At 70.0% G+C, this 12,024-nt stretch carries 15 protein-coding genes; 12 read left to right on the top strand and 3 right to left on the bottom strand.

Going from position 1 to position 12,024, the window contains the following annotated elements; genetic code table 11:
• Positions 1 to 45: 45 nt before the first annotated feature.
• From ACRQ5B_RS03425 to ACRQ5B_RS03400, 6 genes are all read left to right on the top strand, one after another.
• On the top strand, positions 46 to 579 hold the full coding sequence (locus ACRQ5B_RS03425; protein ID WP_432396965.1) for a PadR family transcriptional regulator: 534 nt from the start codon (positions 46 to 48) through the stop codon (positions 577 to 579).
• 156 nt (positions 580 to 735) lie between these two features.
• Positions 736 to 3,027, top strand: a complete 2,292-nt coding sequence (locus tag ACRQ5B_RS03420) for a carbon starvation CstA family protein (protein WP_432398686.1) — start codon at positions 736 to 738, stop codon at positions 3,025 to 3,027.
• 11 nt (positions 3,028 to 3,038) lie between these two features.
• Positions 3,039 to 3,230 carry a YbdD/YjiX family protein gene (locus ACRQ5B_RS03415; protein WP_364136614.1) on the top strand — a complete coding sequence of 64 codons (192 nt, stop codon included), beginning with the start codon at positions 3,039 to 3,041 and terminating at the stop codon, positions 3,228 to 3,230.
• A gap of 166 nt (positions 3,231 to 3,396) precedes the next feature.
• Complete coding sequence (locus ACRQ5B_RS03410) at positions 3,397 to 4,044, top strand: bacterial proteasome activator family protein (protein ID WP_432396962.1); 648 nt, start codon at positions 3,397 to 3,399, stop codon at positions 4,042 to 4,044.
• A 6-nt stretch (positions 4,045 to 4,050) separates the two neighbouring features.
• Positions 4,051 to 4,497, top strand: a complete 447-nt coding sequence (locus tag ACRQ5B_RS03405) for a hypothetical protein (protein WP_432396959.1) — start codon at positions 4,051 to 4,053, stop codon at positions 4,495 to 4,497.
• Positions 4,498 to 4,610: 113 nt separating this feature from the next.
• Positions 4,611 to 5,456, top strand: a complete 846-nt coding sequence (locus ACRQ5B_RS03400; protein ID WP_432396956.1) for an aldo/keto reductase — start codon at positions 4,611 to 4,613, stop codon at positions 5,454 to 5,456.
• 170 nt (positions 5,457 to 5,626) lie between these two features.
• Here the strand turns inward: ACRQ5B_RS03400 and ACRQ5B_RS03395 are convergent, their stop codons facing one another.
• The gene (locus ACRQ5B_RS03395) at positions 5,627 to 5,824 is read right to left on the bottom strand and encodes a hypothetical protein (protein ID WP_412884891.1); all 198 of its coding nucleotides are present in this window, start codon (positions 5,822 to 5,824) and stop codon (positions 5,627 to 5,629) included.
• Positions 5,825 to 5,862: 38 nt separating this feature from the next.
• Positions 5,863 to 6,858, bottom strand: a complete 996-nt coding sequence (locus tag ACRQ5B_RS03390; RefSeq protein ID WP_432396954.1) for a hypothetical protein — start codon at positions 6,856 to 6,858, stop codon at positions 5,863 to 5,865.
• Positions 6,859 to 6,930: 72 nt separating this feature from the next.
• Between ACRQ5B_RS03390 and ACRQ5B_RS03385 the strand changes: the two genes are divergently transcribed.
• Both ACRQ5B_RS03385 and ACRQ5B_RS03380 read left to right on the top strand, forming a co-directional pair.
• Entirely contained in the window at positions 6,931 to 7,095 is a 165-nt protein-coding gene (locus ACRQ5B_RS03385; protein ID WP_432396951.1) for a hypothetical protein, read from the top strand.
• Positions 7,068 to 7,403 (top strand): hypothetical protein, encoded by a 336-nt coding sequence (locus ACRQ5B_RS03380; protein ID WP_432396948.1) that lies wholly within the window; start codon positions 7,068 to 7,070, stop codon positions 7,401 to 7,403. Before ACRQ5B_RS03385 ends, ACRQ5B_RS03380 begins: the two co-directional genes overlap by 28 nt.
• Here the strand turns inward: ACRQ5B_RS03380 and ACRQ5B_RS03375 are convergent.
• Entirely contained in the window at positions 7,363 to 8,520 is a 1,158-nt protein-coding gene (locus ACRQ5B_RS03375) for an MFS transporter (protein ID WP_432396945.1), read from the bottom strand. The genes ACRQ5B_RS03380 and ACRQ5B_RS03375 overlap by 41 nt on opposite strands.
• A 230-nt stretch (positions 8,521 to 8,750) precedes the next feature.
• Between ACRQ5B_RS03375 and ACRQ5B_RS03370 the strand changes: the two genes are divergently transcribed.
• The 4 genes from ACRQ5B_RS03370 (at position 8,751) to ACRQ5B_RS03355 (ending at position 11,771) form a co-directional block, all read left to right on the top strand.
• Positions 8,751 to 9,167, top strand: coding sequence for a hypothetical protein (locus ACRQ5B_RS03370; protein ID WP_432396942.1), 417 nt, complete (start codon positions 8,751 to 8,753; stop codon positions 9,165 to 9,167).
• Positions 9,168 to 9,490: 323 nt separating this feature from the next.
• Positions 9,491 to 9,853: a matrixin family metalloprotease gene (locus ACRQ5B_RS03365; RefSeq protein ID WP_432396939.1), complete on the top strand. Its 363-nt coding sequence runs from the start codon at positions 9,491 to 9,493 to the stop codon at positions 9,851 to 9,853.
• An 89-nt stretch (positions 9,854 to 9,942) separates the two neighbouring features.
• Positions 9,943 to 11,157, top strand: a complete 1,215-nt coding sequence (locus ACRQ5B_RS03360; protein WP_432396936.1) for a coiled-coil domain-containing protein — start codon at positions 9,943 to 9,945, stop codon at positions 11,155 to 11,157.
• Between the two features lie 38 nt (positions 11,158 to 11,195).
• Entirely contained in the window at positions 11,196 to 11,771 is a 576-nt protein-coding gene (locus ACRQ5B_RS03355) for a M15 family metallopeptidase (protein WP_432396933.1), read from the top strand.
• The last annotated feature ends 253 nt before the right edge of the window (positions 11,772 to 12,024 follow it).

Below are 12,024 nucleotides of genomic sequence, written 5' to 3'. Positions count from 1 at the left end.
CTTGGGGCGCGTGTATCCCGTCGCCCTGCTAGCGTCGGATACACCATGTCTATCCGCCACAGCCTGCTCGCGCTGCTGCAGGACCGCCCCCGCTACGGCTACCAGCTGCGGACGGAATTCCACGAACGCACCGGCTCCGCCTGGCCGCTTAACATCGGGCAGGTCTACACCACCCTGGACCGCCTCGAGCGCGACGGCATGATCTCCCGGGACGGCGACGACGGCGCAGGCCACATTCTTTACAGCCTCACCCCGGCGGGCGCCGACGAAGTGCGGACCTGGCTGCGAACCCCGGTGGGGCGCAGTAACCCGCCGCGGAACGAGCTGGCCATCAAACTCGCCCTCGCCCTGACGCTTCCCGGGGCCGACGTCGGCGGAATCATCCAGGCCCAGCGGGCCGTCTCCATCCGTGCGCTGCAGGAATACACCAGGGCCCGCCGCGACGCGGCCGCCCAACCGCGGCTCACCGACACCGCCCGGCTGCTGGTGCTGGACTCCCTGATCTTCCAGACGGAGGCGGAGGTGCGCTGGCTGGACCTTTGCGAGGCCCGCCTGATGCAACTCACCGGCCCCGCCTGAGCCGCCGTTGGGCGCGGCGACCTTACCGTCCGGCGATCGGTGCGGCGCGGCGTCGCCGCCGGCACCCGCTCGGCCCGGCACGTTGGTAAGGTGCCTTGGGGCAGGTCTGACCATTGGCCTGTCCGATGGGTTTCTCAAGGAGGAGACATGGGCACCATGCCAGCTGGCAGGCCACAGACCGCTGATCCCGAGGACGGCATCACGCCGGTGCCGGGGCTGCCGCCGACGGCCGTTGACGAGACTGCCCGCGAGGCGGAAGAACGTAAGTGGACCCCGGGGAAGATCGCCCTCTGGGCCGCCATCGCCCTGCTGGGCGGCGTCGCCTGGTTCATGCTGGCGATCATCCGCGGCGAGACGGTCAACGCGATCTGGTTCGTGTTCGCCTCTGTCTGCACCTATCTGATCGGGTACCGCTTCTACTCGAAGGTCATCGAGCGGTACATCACCAAGCCCAATGACCGCCGCGCCACCCCGGCCGAATACAAGGCCGACGGCAAGGACTACGTCCGCACGGACCGCAACGTCCTCTTCGGCCACCACTTCGCCGCCATCGCCGGCGCCGGCCCGCTCGTCGGCCCGGTCATCGCCGCGCAGATGGGCTACCTGCCCGGCACCATCTGGATCATCATCGGCGTTGTCCTCGCCGGCGCCGTCCAGGACTACCTTGTCCTCTTCTTCTCCATGCGCCGCGGCGGCCGTTCCCTCGGCCAGATGGCCCGCGAGGAACTCGGCGTCATCGGCGGCACCGCCGCCCTGGTCGCCACGCTGCTGATCATGATCATCATCGTCGCCATCCTGGCACTCGTCGTCGTCAACGCCCTCGGCGAGAGCCCCTGGGGTGTCTTCTCCGTCGGCATGACCATCCCGATCGCCCTGTTCATGGGCGTCTACCTGCGCTACCTCCGGCCCGGCAAGGTCATGGAAGTCTCCATCATCGGCTTCGTGCTCCTGATGGCCGCCATCATCGGCGGCGGCGCCGTCGCCGGCACCGAATGGGGCGCCGCGTTCTTCCACCTGGACAAGGTCACCATCGCCTGGGGCCTGATCATCTACGGCTTCATCGCCGCGATCCTGCCCGTGTGGCTGCTGCTAGCCCCGCGTGACTACCTCTCCACCTTCATGAAGATCGGCGTGATCGTCATGTTGGCGCTGGCCATCATCGTGGTCCGCCCGGAAATCGCCGTCCCGGCGTTCAGCGAGTTCGCCTCCCGGGACAACGGCCCGGTCTTCTCCGGCGCCGTGTTCCCGTTCCTGTTCGTCACCATCGCCTGCGGTGCCCTCTCCGGCTTCCACGCCCTGATCTCCTCCGGCACCACGCCCAAGCTGATCGAGAAGGAACGCCAGACCCGCCTGATCGGCTACGGCGGCATGTTGATGGAATCCTTCGTCGCGATTATGGCGCTGGTGGCGGCCATCTCGATCGACCGCGGCATCTACTTCGCCATGAACGCCCCGACGGCGCTGACCGGCGGCACCGTGGAAACGGCCGCGCAATGGGTCAACAGCCTGGGCCTGGCCGGGGTCAACATCACCCCGGACGTGCTCGCCCAGACCGCCAAGGACGTGGGGGAGCAGAGCATCATCTCCCGCTCCGGCGGCGCCCCGACGCTGGCCGTCGGCCTGGCCCACATCATGCAGCAGTTCATCGGCGGCACCGCCATGATGGCGTTCTGGTACCACTTCGCCATCATGTTTGAGGCGCTGTTCATCCTCACCGCTGTCGACGCCGGCACCCGCGTGGCCCGCTTCATGCTGCAGGACTCGATCGGCAACTTCGTCCCCAAGTTCAAGGACCACTCCTGGCGGCCCGGCGCGTGGCTGACCACCGCCGTCATGGTGCTGGCTTGGGGCGCCGTGCTGCTGATGGGCGTCACCGATCCGCTGGGCGGCATCAACACGCTGTTCCCGCTGTTCGGCATCGCCAACCAGCTGCTCGCAGCGATAGCCCTCGCCGTCGTGCTGGCCATTGTCGCCAAGCGCGGGACGTTCAAGTATCTGTGGATCGTGGCGCTCCCGCTGGCCTTTGCGGCCGTCGTGACCATCACCGCCAGCTTCTACAAAATCTTCTCCCCGGTGCCGGCGGTGGGCTATTTCGCCCAGAACGCGGCGTTCGCCAAGGCCCTCGCCGACGGCAAGACCTCCTTCGGGACGGCGAAGACGACGGCGGCCATGGAAGCCGTGGTCCGCAACACCATGATCCAGGGCTGGCTTTCGGTGATCTTCGTGGTGCTGAGCATCATCGTCATCATCACCGCCGTGATCGCCGCCGTGAAGGCTTACCGCAACGCCGCCAAGGGCATCGCCAACGTCGAGTACGAGGACCCCGCGCAGCCGTCGCGCGTCTTCGCCCCGGCGGGCGTCTTCCCCACCCCGGCAGAGCGGGAGCTGCAGGCCGAGTGGGACAAGCTGCCCGCCGACCGCCGGCTCGAACACTCGGCGCGGCACTAACGGAGCCGGCCATGAATGCGCTCCTCACGGGCCTGCGCGGTTTCGCCGGCTACTTCAGCGGCGTCCTCGGGGCCGACGCGTACCGGAAGTACTTGGAACACCACCGGGATTCCGGGCACACCGGGCCCCCGCTCACCGAGCGGGAATTCTGGCGGGACCACACGGACCGCCAGGACACCAACCCGCAGGGCCGGTGCTGCTAGGCCCGGACCTGATCAACGACGGCGCCGCCGGGGAACCCCTGTTCCCCGGCGGCGCTTGCGTGTTCCGGGCTTTGTTCCTGGTGGCGGGCGGCCGTGGGTGTGCGCGTGACGTGCCCCGGCGTCATGAAGCCCTTCCCAGCCCGGATCCGCGTGAGAGTATGAAGCCATGAGCGAGCCGACCGACGTGCAGCCCGGCGAGGAGACCCCCGTGGAGGGCATAGCCACCCCCGCAGGCACACCCGAGACCACGCTTCCGGACGGGTCGTCCGGCACCCAGACCCCCGAGGCGGCCGCACCCGGCCGGCCGCGCGGCAGCCACGTCCAGGATCTGGTGGACGAACCGGCGAAGGTCATGCGGATCGGGACCATGCTGAAGCAGCTGCTGGACGAGGTGAAGTCCGCCCCGCTGGACGACGCCGCCCGGGTCAGGCTCGCCGAAATCCACGAACGCTCCATCCGCGAACTCGAGGATGGGCTGGCCCCCGAGCTGGTCCAGGAACTGGAACGCATCCACCTGCCCTTCAACGAGAGCGGCGCCCCCTCTGACGCGGAGCTGCGCATCGCCCAGGCCCAGCTGGTCGGCTGGCTGGAGGGGCTCTTCCACGGCATCCAGGCCGCCATCGCCGCCCAGCACGCCGCCCGCGAACACGCAGCCGCCCAGATGCAGCTACGCCAGCTGCCGCCCGGCACCATGATCGCCCCCGGCGTCATCATCGGGGAGAACGGCGAACCGCAGCGGGCAGCGGAGCCGCGGCCGGGCGCGGATCCGGCCCAGCCCGCGGACCCGGACCACGGCCCGGGCCAGTACCTCTAGGGCGCCATGGGATTCTTCAGCGCCGCACGGCAGGGCCGCAAGGACGACGCCGAACTCGGCAAGGGCCTCTGGCGGCGCGCCCACGACCGCTTCGTCCGGGGCCTGGACCGCTACCACCAGGTCCTGGAAGGCGTCGAGGACGAAGCGCTGTACGGGGAACTCGTCGAGATCGCCAACGAACTCTCCGACCTGGCCGTCCGGGTCCGTGCGGTCTGCACCGAGGCCCAGCGCCGCTCGCCCAGCGAGGGCCTGGACATCCCGGGGAACCTCGCCGCGGTGCACCGGGCACTTTCCACGGCGGGGAACTCGCTGGCCATGACGGCGGAGGCTGCCGCGATGCTGCGCCTGGCCGTGGGCCCGATCCCGGTCGGCGCGGCATCGGTGCGCCGGCGTGCCGAGAACGTCGTCGAACACGTCCAAGACGCCGAACGGCAGCTCGCCGCCGCCTCATAACGCGTTCCGTCTCCGCGCCAACGAAGGGGCGTAGGGATATTCCGGGTTAAGCGGCTAGCTTAGCCGCGCCCGCAACGCTGGTTTCCGGACCGAGGGCTTGGCAGGATACAACAATGACTTCTTCACCTGAACTGACTTTCAATGACGGCAACACCATCCCTCAGCTCGGTTACGGCGTGTGGCAGGTCGAGGACGACGTCGCAGAAAAGGTCGTAGGCCAGGCCTTCGAGGCCGGCTTCCGCCACATCGACACGGCCAAGATCTACGGAAACGAGGCCGGCGTCGGCCGCGCTATCGCCAGCTCCGGCCTGAAGCCGGAGGAAATCTTCATCACCACCAAGCTGTGGAACTCGGACCAGGGCTACGAATCCACCCTGAAGGCGTTCGAGGAGTCCATGGAGCGCCTGGGCCTGGAAACCCTGGACCTGTACCTGATCCACTGGATGCAGCCCAAGCAGCAGAAGTACGTGGACACCTGGAAGGCTCTCATCGAGCTCCAGAAGCAGGGCCGCGTGAAGTCGATCGGCGTGTCCAACTTCTCCAAGGAAGGTCTGCAGGAACTTATCGATGCGACCGGCGTCGTCCCGGCCATCCACCAGATCGAGCTGCACCCGTTCTTCAACCAGGCTGACCTGCGCGAATTCGGTGCCGCCAACGGCATCCTCACCCAGGCCTGGTCGCCGCTGGGCCAGGGCGGAGAGCTGCTGGAGAGCGCTGTCATCAAGGAGATCGCCGCCAAGCACGATGCCACCCCGGCCCAGGTGGTCATCGCCTGGCACCTGGCCATCGGCAACGTCGTGATCCCCAAGTCCGTCACCGAGTCCCGGATCCGCGAGAACTACGCGGCCCTGGATGTCACCCTGGACGAGACCGACATCCAGGCCATCAACGGCCTGGACCGCTCCGCCGAGGGTGCCGGCCGGATCGGCCCCGACCCGGCCGTGTCCGACTTCGCCTAAGCCGCGAAGCCGGCGGACCTCACCGCCTCGCAAGGCCCCTGCGGGCGTGACCACGTCACGTCCGCGGGGGCCTTTGCCGTGCCTGCTCCGCCGCTGATCGGCTGGCTCCTAAGCGGCGGGGCTCGGCCGGTGCCCAAGCGGCGGGGCTCTCCGGCGCCTGAGCGGCGGGCTTAGGCGGCGGCGCGGGCCGCCGTCGGGCGCACGACGTCGATGACCGCCCAGCCGTCCTCGTCCCGCACCTGGCGGCAGGCGAAACGCTCGGCGGATGCGGCGTCGTCAAAGGACTCGGTGCGGATCCGTCCGCAATCGCCGTCCAGATAGGTCACTTCCCAGTATTCGGCTGCTGCTGATGCCTGTTGCTGTTCCATGGAATTAAGTCTGCAACCGGCCTCTGACACTCACGCCGTTAGCCGGCCGGTGTGTCGCCCAACCGCAGGACACGCTCCCGGGCCAGGTCCTCCCGCCGGCGGTCCCGGTCCGCGGCGCGGCCGGCCTGCCGGGCCGCCGTCACCGCGGACTCCCGTTGCTTCCGGGCCTCCCGCAGGCGTTCTTCCGCCGCCGCGAGTTCCTTGGCCAGCCGCGCCACCTCCGCGGACAGGGCCTCTGCCTGTTCGGCCGCTTCGTTCAGCGCCGCCGCCGTGCGGTCTTCCTCCCCGCGGCTGGTGAGTGCAGCCTCGGATGCCTCCTCCAGCGCGGCCTGGGCCCGCTCCAACGCGCTGGGGCCGGGCGGCCGCCGCTGTCCCACCGCGCGCAACCGGGGTTCAGACCGTTCCGTGGCTTTCGCCCCGGCGCCCGCCGCCTTTTCCCCCGAGGGCCGGGGCGCCCCCGTGGCTCCCTTCGGGCCGGCTTTCACCCCGGTCACGGGACCGGGCGCTCCGGGAACGGCCACGGCGCCGTCGAGGTTCACCACGTCGACGCCGTCCGCGCTCAAGGCGCGCAACAGCCGTCCGCTGCACGCCGCGTCGGCCGCGCCCCGGTCCGCCGTCGCCGCCCGCAAGGTCTCCTCGATTTCCGTGGCGATGGCCCCACTGATGGCGCGCCCCTGCTGGGCGGCGGCGTCCCGGGCCGCGTCGACGGCGGCCGCCAGCTGGGTCCGGCGCTCCCGTCCCAGGCTGCGTAGCGCGGCGGCGTCGAGGCTGTCCTGCGCCCGGCGCATGGCGGTCCCCAGCTCCGCCAGTCCGGCGAGCAGCTCGGGGCGCCGGCGTGCCAGCATGTTCACCGCCCAGGCGCTGACGGAGGGCTTGGGCAGCGTCCGGACCTCCGCCGCCAGGGATAGGCTTTCCGGGGTGGGTTCCGACGCGGCCAGCAGCTCCTTCGCGGCCGCGGCCCGCGCCGGGACAAACGCGTCGAACGCCGTGGCGTAGAGCCGCGCCGCGATGCCCGCCAGCTGGTCCGTTGACATGCAAGAATCATAGAAGCTCCGGCCCAATCGCCGGGGGCGCGCAGCGCACGTTCATCGTAGGAGAGCCCCCACGTGATTGAGATTGCCGGCCTCCCGGCCCACATCCTCCTTGTCCACGCCGTCGTCGTCCTCGGCCCCATCGCCGGCGTCGCGGCGATCGTGTACGCCGTAGCCCCCGCTGGCGCCGGCTCCTGGCCTGGCCGCTGGCCGTGCTGTCGCTCTTGTTGGTCCCGGTGACCCTGGTGACCGCGCAGGCCGGCGAGCAGCTGGAGAAGGCCCGCCCGGCGAGCAAGCTGATCCACGAACACGCCGAACAGGGCGACGTACTGAAGTACGTCTCGGTGATCTTCTTCGTATTCGTTGCCGCGATGATCGTGGTCAGCTACGAACCGATCGGCCGCCGCTTCGCCTTCCTGGGCAGCCTGCGGGAAAACCGCACCGTCCGGATCATCCTCCTCGTCGCGGGTGCCCTGGCCGGCGCCTTCTTCATCTACCAGACCATCGTCACCGGTCACTCGGGCGCGGTGTCCGTCTGGTCCCGCTGACCGCCGCCAGCAACAGCACCAGGGCCACTGCCTGGAGCGCGACGACGGTCGCCACCAACGCCGGGCGGAACGGGTAGAGCGCTCCGTACAGCGCCCCGCCCGCCAACGCCCCCGCACCCTCGAAGGCTGCGAACACCCCGTACGCCGAACCCTGCCGCGCCGCGGGGACGATGTCCGCGACCAGCGCCTTGACCGTCGAATCCTGGATTCCGGTCGCGGCGCCCCAGACCGCCACGCCCGCCAGCGCCGGCCCAGCGGCCGGCGAAAGGGCCAGGACGGGCACCAGCGCGACGAGCACCGGCAGCACCAGCAGCACCGCCCCGCCGGCACGGTCGTAAAGGTATCCGCTGGCCAGCGCGCCGAGCGCCGCGGCGCCCATGGCGGCGGCGTAGAGCAGCGGCACCACGGCCACCGGGACATTGACCGCGGTGCTCAGGTGGAAGGAAATTACGCCGAACGCCACCAGCCCGGCGCTCCAGAAGAAGGCGCCGACGGCAAAGCGCAGGAAGACCGGCGAGAACAACGACGGCGCCGCCGCGCCGCCGGAACCGGCACCCGGGCCGGGTACCCGCCGGCGGAGCCAGACCAAGAGCGTCAGGGCAGCGACTGCGGGTATGGCCAGGACGGCGAACGCGGCCTGCAGGAGACCCGTCGCGGCCAAGACCGCGGCGACCAGCACCGGACCCAGCAAGGCCCCGACCAAATCCAGGGCCTTGTGGGCGGCGAACCCCCGCCCGCGGCCCACGTCCGCCGCTGCGGCAGCCAACAGCACCGTCTTGGCCGGGCTGCGGACGGCCTTGCCCACCCGGTCCGCGATGATCAGCGCCGAGGCTGCGGCCAGTCCTGACGCTCCCAGACTTGGTGTCACCGCCAGCAGCGGCACGCTCACCACGGTCATGGCGTACCCGGCCACGGTGAAGCTCCAGTACCGCCGGGTGCGGTCCGCCCAGGGACCGAACACCACCCGCAGGCCCTGCGCCGCCGCCTCCGCTCCGCCGGTGACCAGCCCCACCACCAGCGCCGTCGCGCCGAGCTGGCCGAGCAGGGGGCCGGCGAGGGAACGGGCGCCGTCGGACACCAAGTCGGTGACCAGGCTGACGAGGCCGAAGCCCGCCACGGTGCCCCAGGCGCGGTTCCGCCGCGGAACGGGGCTGCCTCCCGGGGCCCGGTTCCTCGGCCGCGGGTGTGTCCCGCTCGTGGCGGCCGGTTGAGGATCCGGCGGGTCCGGTGCTGGGCCTTCCATGGCATCAGAATCGCCCACCGGGAGCCCGGCTACAAGGGCTCCCGTGCGGCGCGGCCGGGCTTACAGGTGCCGGGCCGCGGACGATGGTGAGAGTATGAGCAACGATGACTGAGCCCCAGAACCACTTTCCGCCGCCCGGGCACGATGCCGGGCCGCCGCGCGTCGCAGCCTGGCAGCTCGAGGAGATGACCGGCGGCCCGGACGGGGCAGCTTCCTGGTGGGAGGAGCAGGAGGCGCGCGCACCGCGGGAGTCCTTGGGGCGGTGGAGTTCCCGGGCCGCGGGCCGGGTGCTGGGGCTGCTGTTCCGGACCGTCGCGGTGGTCAGCGCCGCGGTCCTGATCGCCGCCGGCGCGTTGTACCTGCACGGTGACCTGTCGCCGTCCGGATTGTTGGGACGTTTCCTTCCCGGACCGGCGGGGCAGCCGCTGCCGAAGGCCGGCGCCGCACAGGGGCCGCCCAGCCGCCCGCCGCCCCTGGAGCCGGTGCCGCTGACGGCGCGGCTCCTGCGCCGCGGGCCGTAACGGACCACCCGCCGGGAGGCCTGGAGGAAAATGCATCCCCGCTTGGTTCCCCGGCCCCGCTTGCCCGCACGTCGCCGTCGTACGCGTTCCTGCACAAGGGGGACGACGGCAAGCCGTACACCTACGACCCTTGCCGGCCGATCCACTACGTCACCCGCGCCGCAAACTCGCCGGCGGACGGGCCGGCGCTGATCCGGGAGGCCGTCGCCGCAGTCTCGCGCGCCACTGGGCTGGTCTTCATCGACGACGGCGCCACCTCCGAGGCGCCCGCGGCCGAGCACAAGTCCTACCAGCCGGAGCGGTACGGTAACCGTTGGGCGCCGGTGCTGATCGCTTGGGAGACGACGGCGGAAGAGCCGCGCTTCACGAACAAGGCCGTGGGCACGAACGTCATGGGCCTGGGCGGCAGCGAAGCCGTCAGCATCGGCAACTCGGGCTTCACGTATGTCAGCGGCCAGCTGGAACTGAACGGGCCTGCGATGCAGGCCATGATCGGCCGCGAGGGTCCGGCACAGGCCCGCGGCGTGATCGAGCACGAACTCGGCCACGTTGTGGGGCTGGACCATGTGCAGGACCCCTCGCAGCTGATGAACCCAACCGACTCGATCGGCGTGACCACCTACCAAGCCGGCGACCTCACGGGCCTGTCGATGCTCGGCCAGGGTCCCTGCCGGCCTGAGATCTAGGCGGCGCAGGGCCCTCACGGAAGACGCCCAGCGCCGTCGAGTAGGCTCTGGTGCCTATGTGGGGTTCTACGTTCATGTTGAGGGTGCCGATGGGCAAAGCCTGCGCGGTGCTGACGGTCGCGCTGCTGGCCGCCGTGGCCGCCGCGCCGACGGCCGGGGCCGACGACGCGCCGCCCTCCGGCTACCCCTCGTGGGCTGACGTCCAGGCCGCCAAGGGCAATGTCGATGCGAAAGACACCGAGATCCAGAAGATCAACGGCCTCCTGGACGGGTTGCAGCAGCAGGCTTCCTCCCTGGGTGCCGCTGCGGTGCGGGCGGGACTGGACTACGCCGTGGCGCACAACAACCTCGAGGCCTCGACGGCGAAGCTGGCCTCCCTGAAAGAGAAAACCGCCGCAGCCCATGCCACCGCTGACAAGCTTCACCGGCAAACCGGTGCCCTGGCCGCACACGACTACATGGGCGGGGCCACGGACCTCGGGCCGTTCTCGGTGATGGACACCCTGCAGAGCAAGGACGGCCTGCAGAAGCTGGATGTCATGCAGTTCGTCGCCCAACGGACCACGGACCTGTACAACAACTCCCGCGCCGCCGAGGCTGCTGCGGCGTCCCTGGATGCCCAGCAGTCGGTTGAGCAGGCCGAAAACCAGCGGCTCGCCGACGACGCCCGGGCCAAGCTGGCCGCCGCCCAGGACGCCCAGCGGGCCACCCAGGAGAAAGTCGACGAGGAAACTAAATACAGCGGGACCCTCACGGCGCAGCTGGCGGCCCTCAAGGACACCAGCGCCGCGGTTGAGCAGAATTTCCGCGCCGGGCAGGAAGCCCAGGCCGCCTACGAAGCCCAGCAGGAAGCCCGCCGGCAAGCAGCTGAGGCGGCGGCAGCGGCGGCCAGGGCTGCTGCAGCGGCTGACGCTGCGGCGGCTGCGCGGACACCCGCGCCCGCACCCGCGCCGGCCCCTACAGTGGTGACCCCGGAGATTCCGGGCGGCGCCGTCAACGACCCTGCCGGCGCCCAGGCGTTCGCCTCCAGCCAGCTCGGCGCCCACGGCTGGGGTGGGGACCAGATGGGTTGCCTGGTCAAGCTCTGGAACCAGGAGTCGAGCTGGATGACCAACGCCACCAACCCCTCCAGCGGCGCGTACGGCGTCGCGCAGGCCCTGCCGCCGGAGAAGTATTCGTCCACCGGATCCGACTGGCTGACCAACTACCGGACCCAGATTTCCTGGGGGCTCGGCTACATCGCCGGACGGTACGGGTCGCCCTGCGGCGCCTGGGACCACGAAGTGTCCAACAACTGGTACTAAGACGGACCGTCCGTCCGGACTCCGCCAGAATGATGAATATGCCAAGACCTGCCGAAAGCCGCGTCAAGAACGTCACCGCACAGATGCTCCCGCACACGTACCGCGAGGGTTGTCCGGTAGCCACGGCGGACCTCCGCGCGGTCAGCTTCGATCACCTCGGCTTCGACGACGCCGTCCACGAGGGCACACTCATCGTCCACCGGATGATCGCGGCCCCGATTCTGGAGGCGTTCACCGCCGCGCTGGAGATGGGCTTTCCCATCCGGCAGGCCATTCCGATCGACGATCCGGCCTTCAAAGGCGATGACTTCGTCTCCATGGCAGCCAACAACACCTCGTGCTTCAACTACCGCACGATTGCCGGCACTGACAGGGTGTCCATGCACTCGTGGGGACTGGCCGTGGACATCAACCCGGCGCTGAACCCCTACCTGGCCGAGGACGGAATCTGGTACCCGGACGACTCGAACGTGGACCGCAGCGCCCGGCCCGGAGTCTTCACTGCAGATCATCCCCTGACGGAAATCCTGCAAGGCCTGGGCTTCGACTGGGGCGGCTCGTGGGCCCAGCCGGATTTCCACCATTTTGAATGGCGCCAGGGACCGCCGGCCTGAATGGCTTCGGCCCGCAGGTCCCCGAGCTGCGGGTTACGTTCCTGCTCATTCCTAAGAATGCGCAACGGCCCACAGCACTTCGTTGTGGGGTCCCTCACCGGCGAGGCTGGCCACGAATTTGGATGGGGGAACGTGAGACAGCTTCATCGAGGACATAGCGGCTATCCATGGAGCTCGGCATTGGCCCATTCGGCCCCACCTTCGTCCGGGCGCCTTCTGTGGCAGGACGTCGGACTCGATAGAGTCCACCTCG

It is taken from the genome of Pseudarthrobacter sp. L19 (genome assembly GCF_050859435.1).
Classification (GTDB): Bacteria; Actinomycetota; Actinomycetes; order Actinomycetales; family Micrococcaceae; genus Arthrobacter.
This window is presented reverse-complemented; position numbering and strand designations above follow the sequence as displayed.

Bases quoted from the DNA above. Each gene is read 5' to 3' on its own strand.
- ACRQ5B_RS03410 (WP_432396962.1), top strand. From the start codon at position 3,397: ATGAGCGAGCCGACCGACGTGCAGCCCGGCGAGGAGACCCCCGTGGAG.
- ACRQ5B_RS03420 (WP_432398686.1), top strand. From the start codon at position 736: ATGCCAGCTGGCAGGCCACAGACCGCTGATCCCGAGGACGGCATCACG.
- ACRQ5B_RS03370 (WP_432396942.1), top strand. From the start codon at position 8,751: ATGACTGAGCCCCAGAACCACTTTCCGCCGCCCGGGCACGATGCCGGG.
- ACRQ5B_RS03405 (WP_432396959.1), top strand. From the start codon at position 4,051: ATGGGATTCTTCAGCGCCGCACGGCAGGGCCGCAAGGACGACGCCGAA.
- ACRQ5B_RS03390 (WP_432396954.1), bottom strand. From the start codon at position 6,858: ATGTCAACGGACCAGCTGGCGGGCATCGCGGCGCGGCTCTACGCCACG.
- ACRQ5B_RS03425 (WP_432396965.1), top strand. From the start codon at position 46: ATGTCTATCCGCCACAGCCTGCTCGCGCTGCTGCAGGACCGCCCCCGC.
- ACRQ5B_RS03395 (WP_412884891.1), bottom strand. From the start codon at position 5,824: ATGGAACAGCAACAGGCATCAGCAGCAGCCGAATACTGGGAAGTGACC.
- ACRQ5B_RS03400 (WP_432396956.1), top strand. From the start codon at position 4,611: ATGACTTCTTCACCTGAACTGACTTTCAATGACGGCAACACCATCCCT.
- ACRQ5B_RS03415 (WP_364136614.1), top strand. From the start codon at position 3,039: ATGAATGCGCTCCTCACGGGCCTGCGCGGTTTCGCCGGCTACTTCAGC.
- ACRQ5B_RS03360 (WP_432396936.1), top strand. From the start codon at position 9,943: ATGGGCAAAGCCTGCGCGGTGCTGACGGTCGCGCTGCTGGCCGCCGTG.
- ACRQ5B_RS03355 (WP_432396933.1), top strand. From the start codon at position 11,196: ATGCCAAGACCTGCCGAAAGCCGCGTCAAGAACGTCACCGCACAGATG.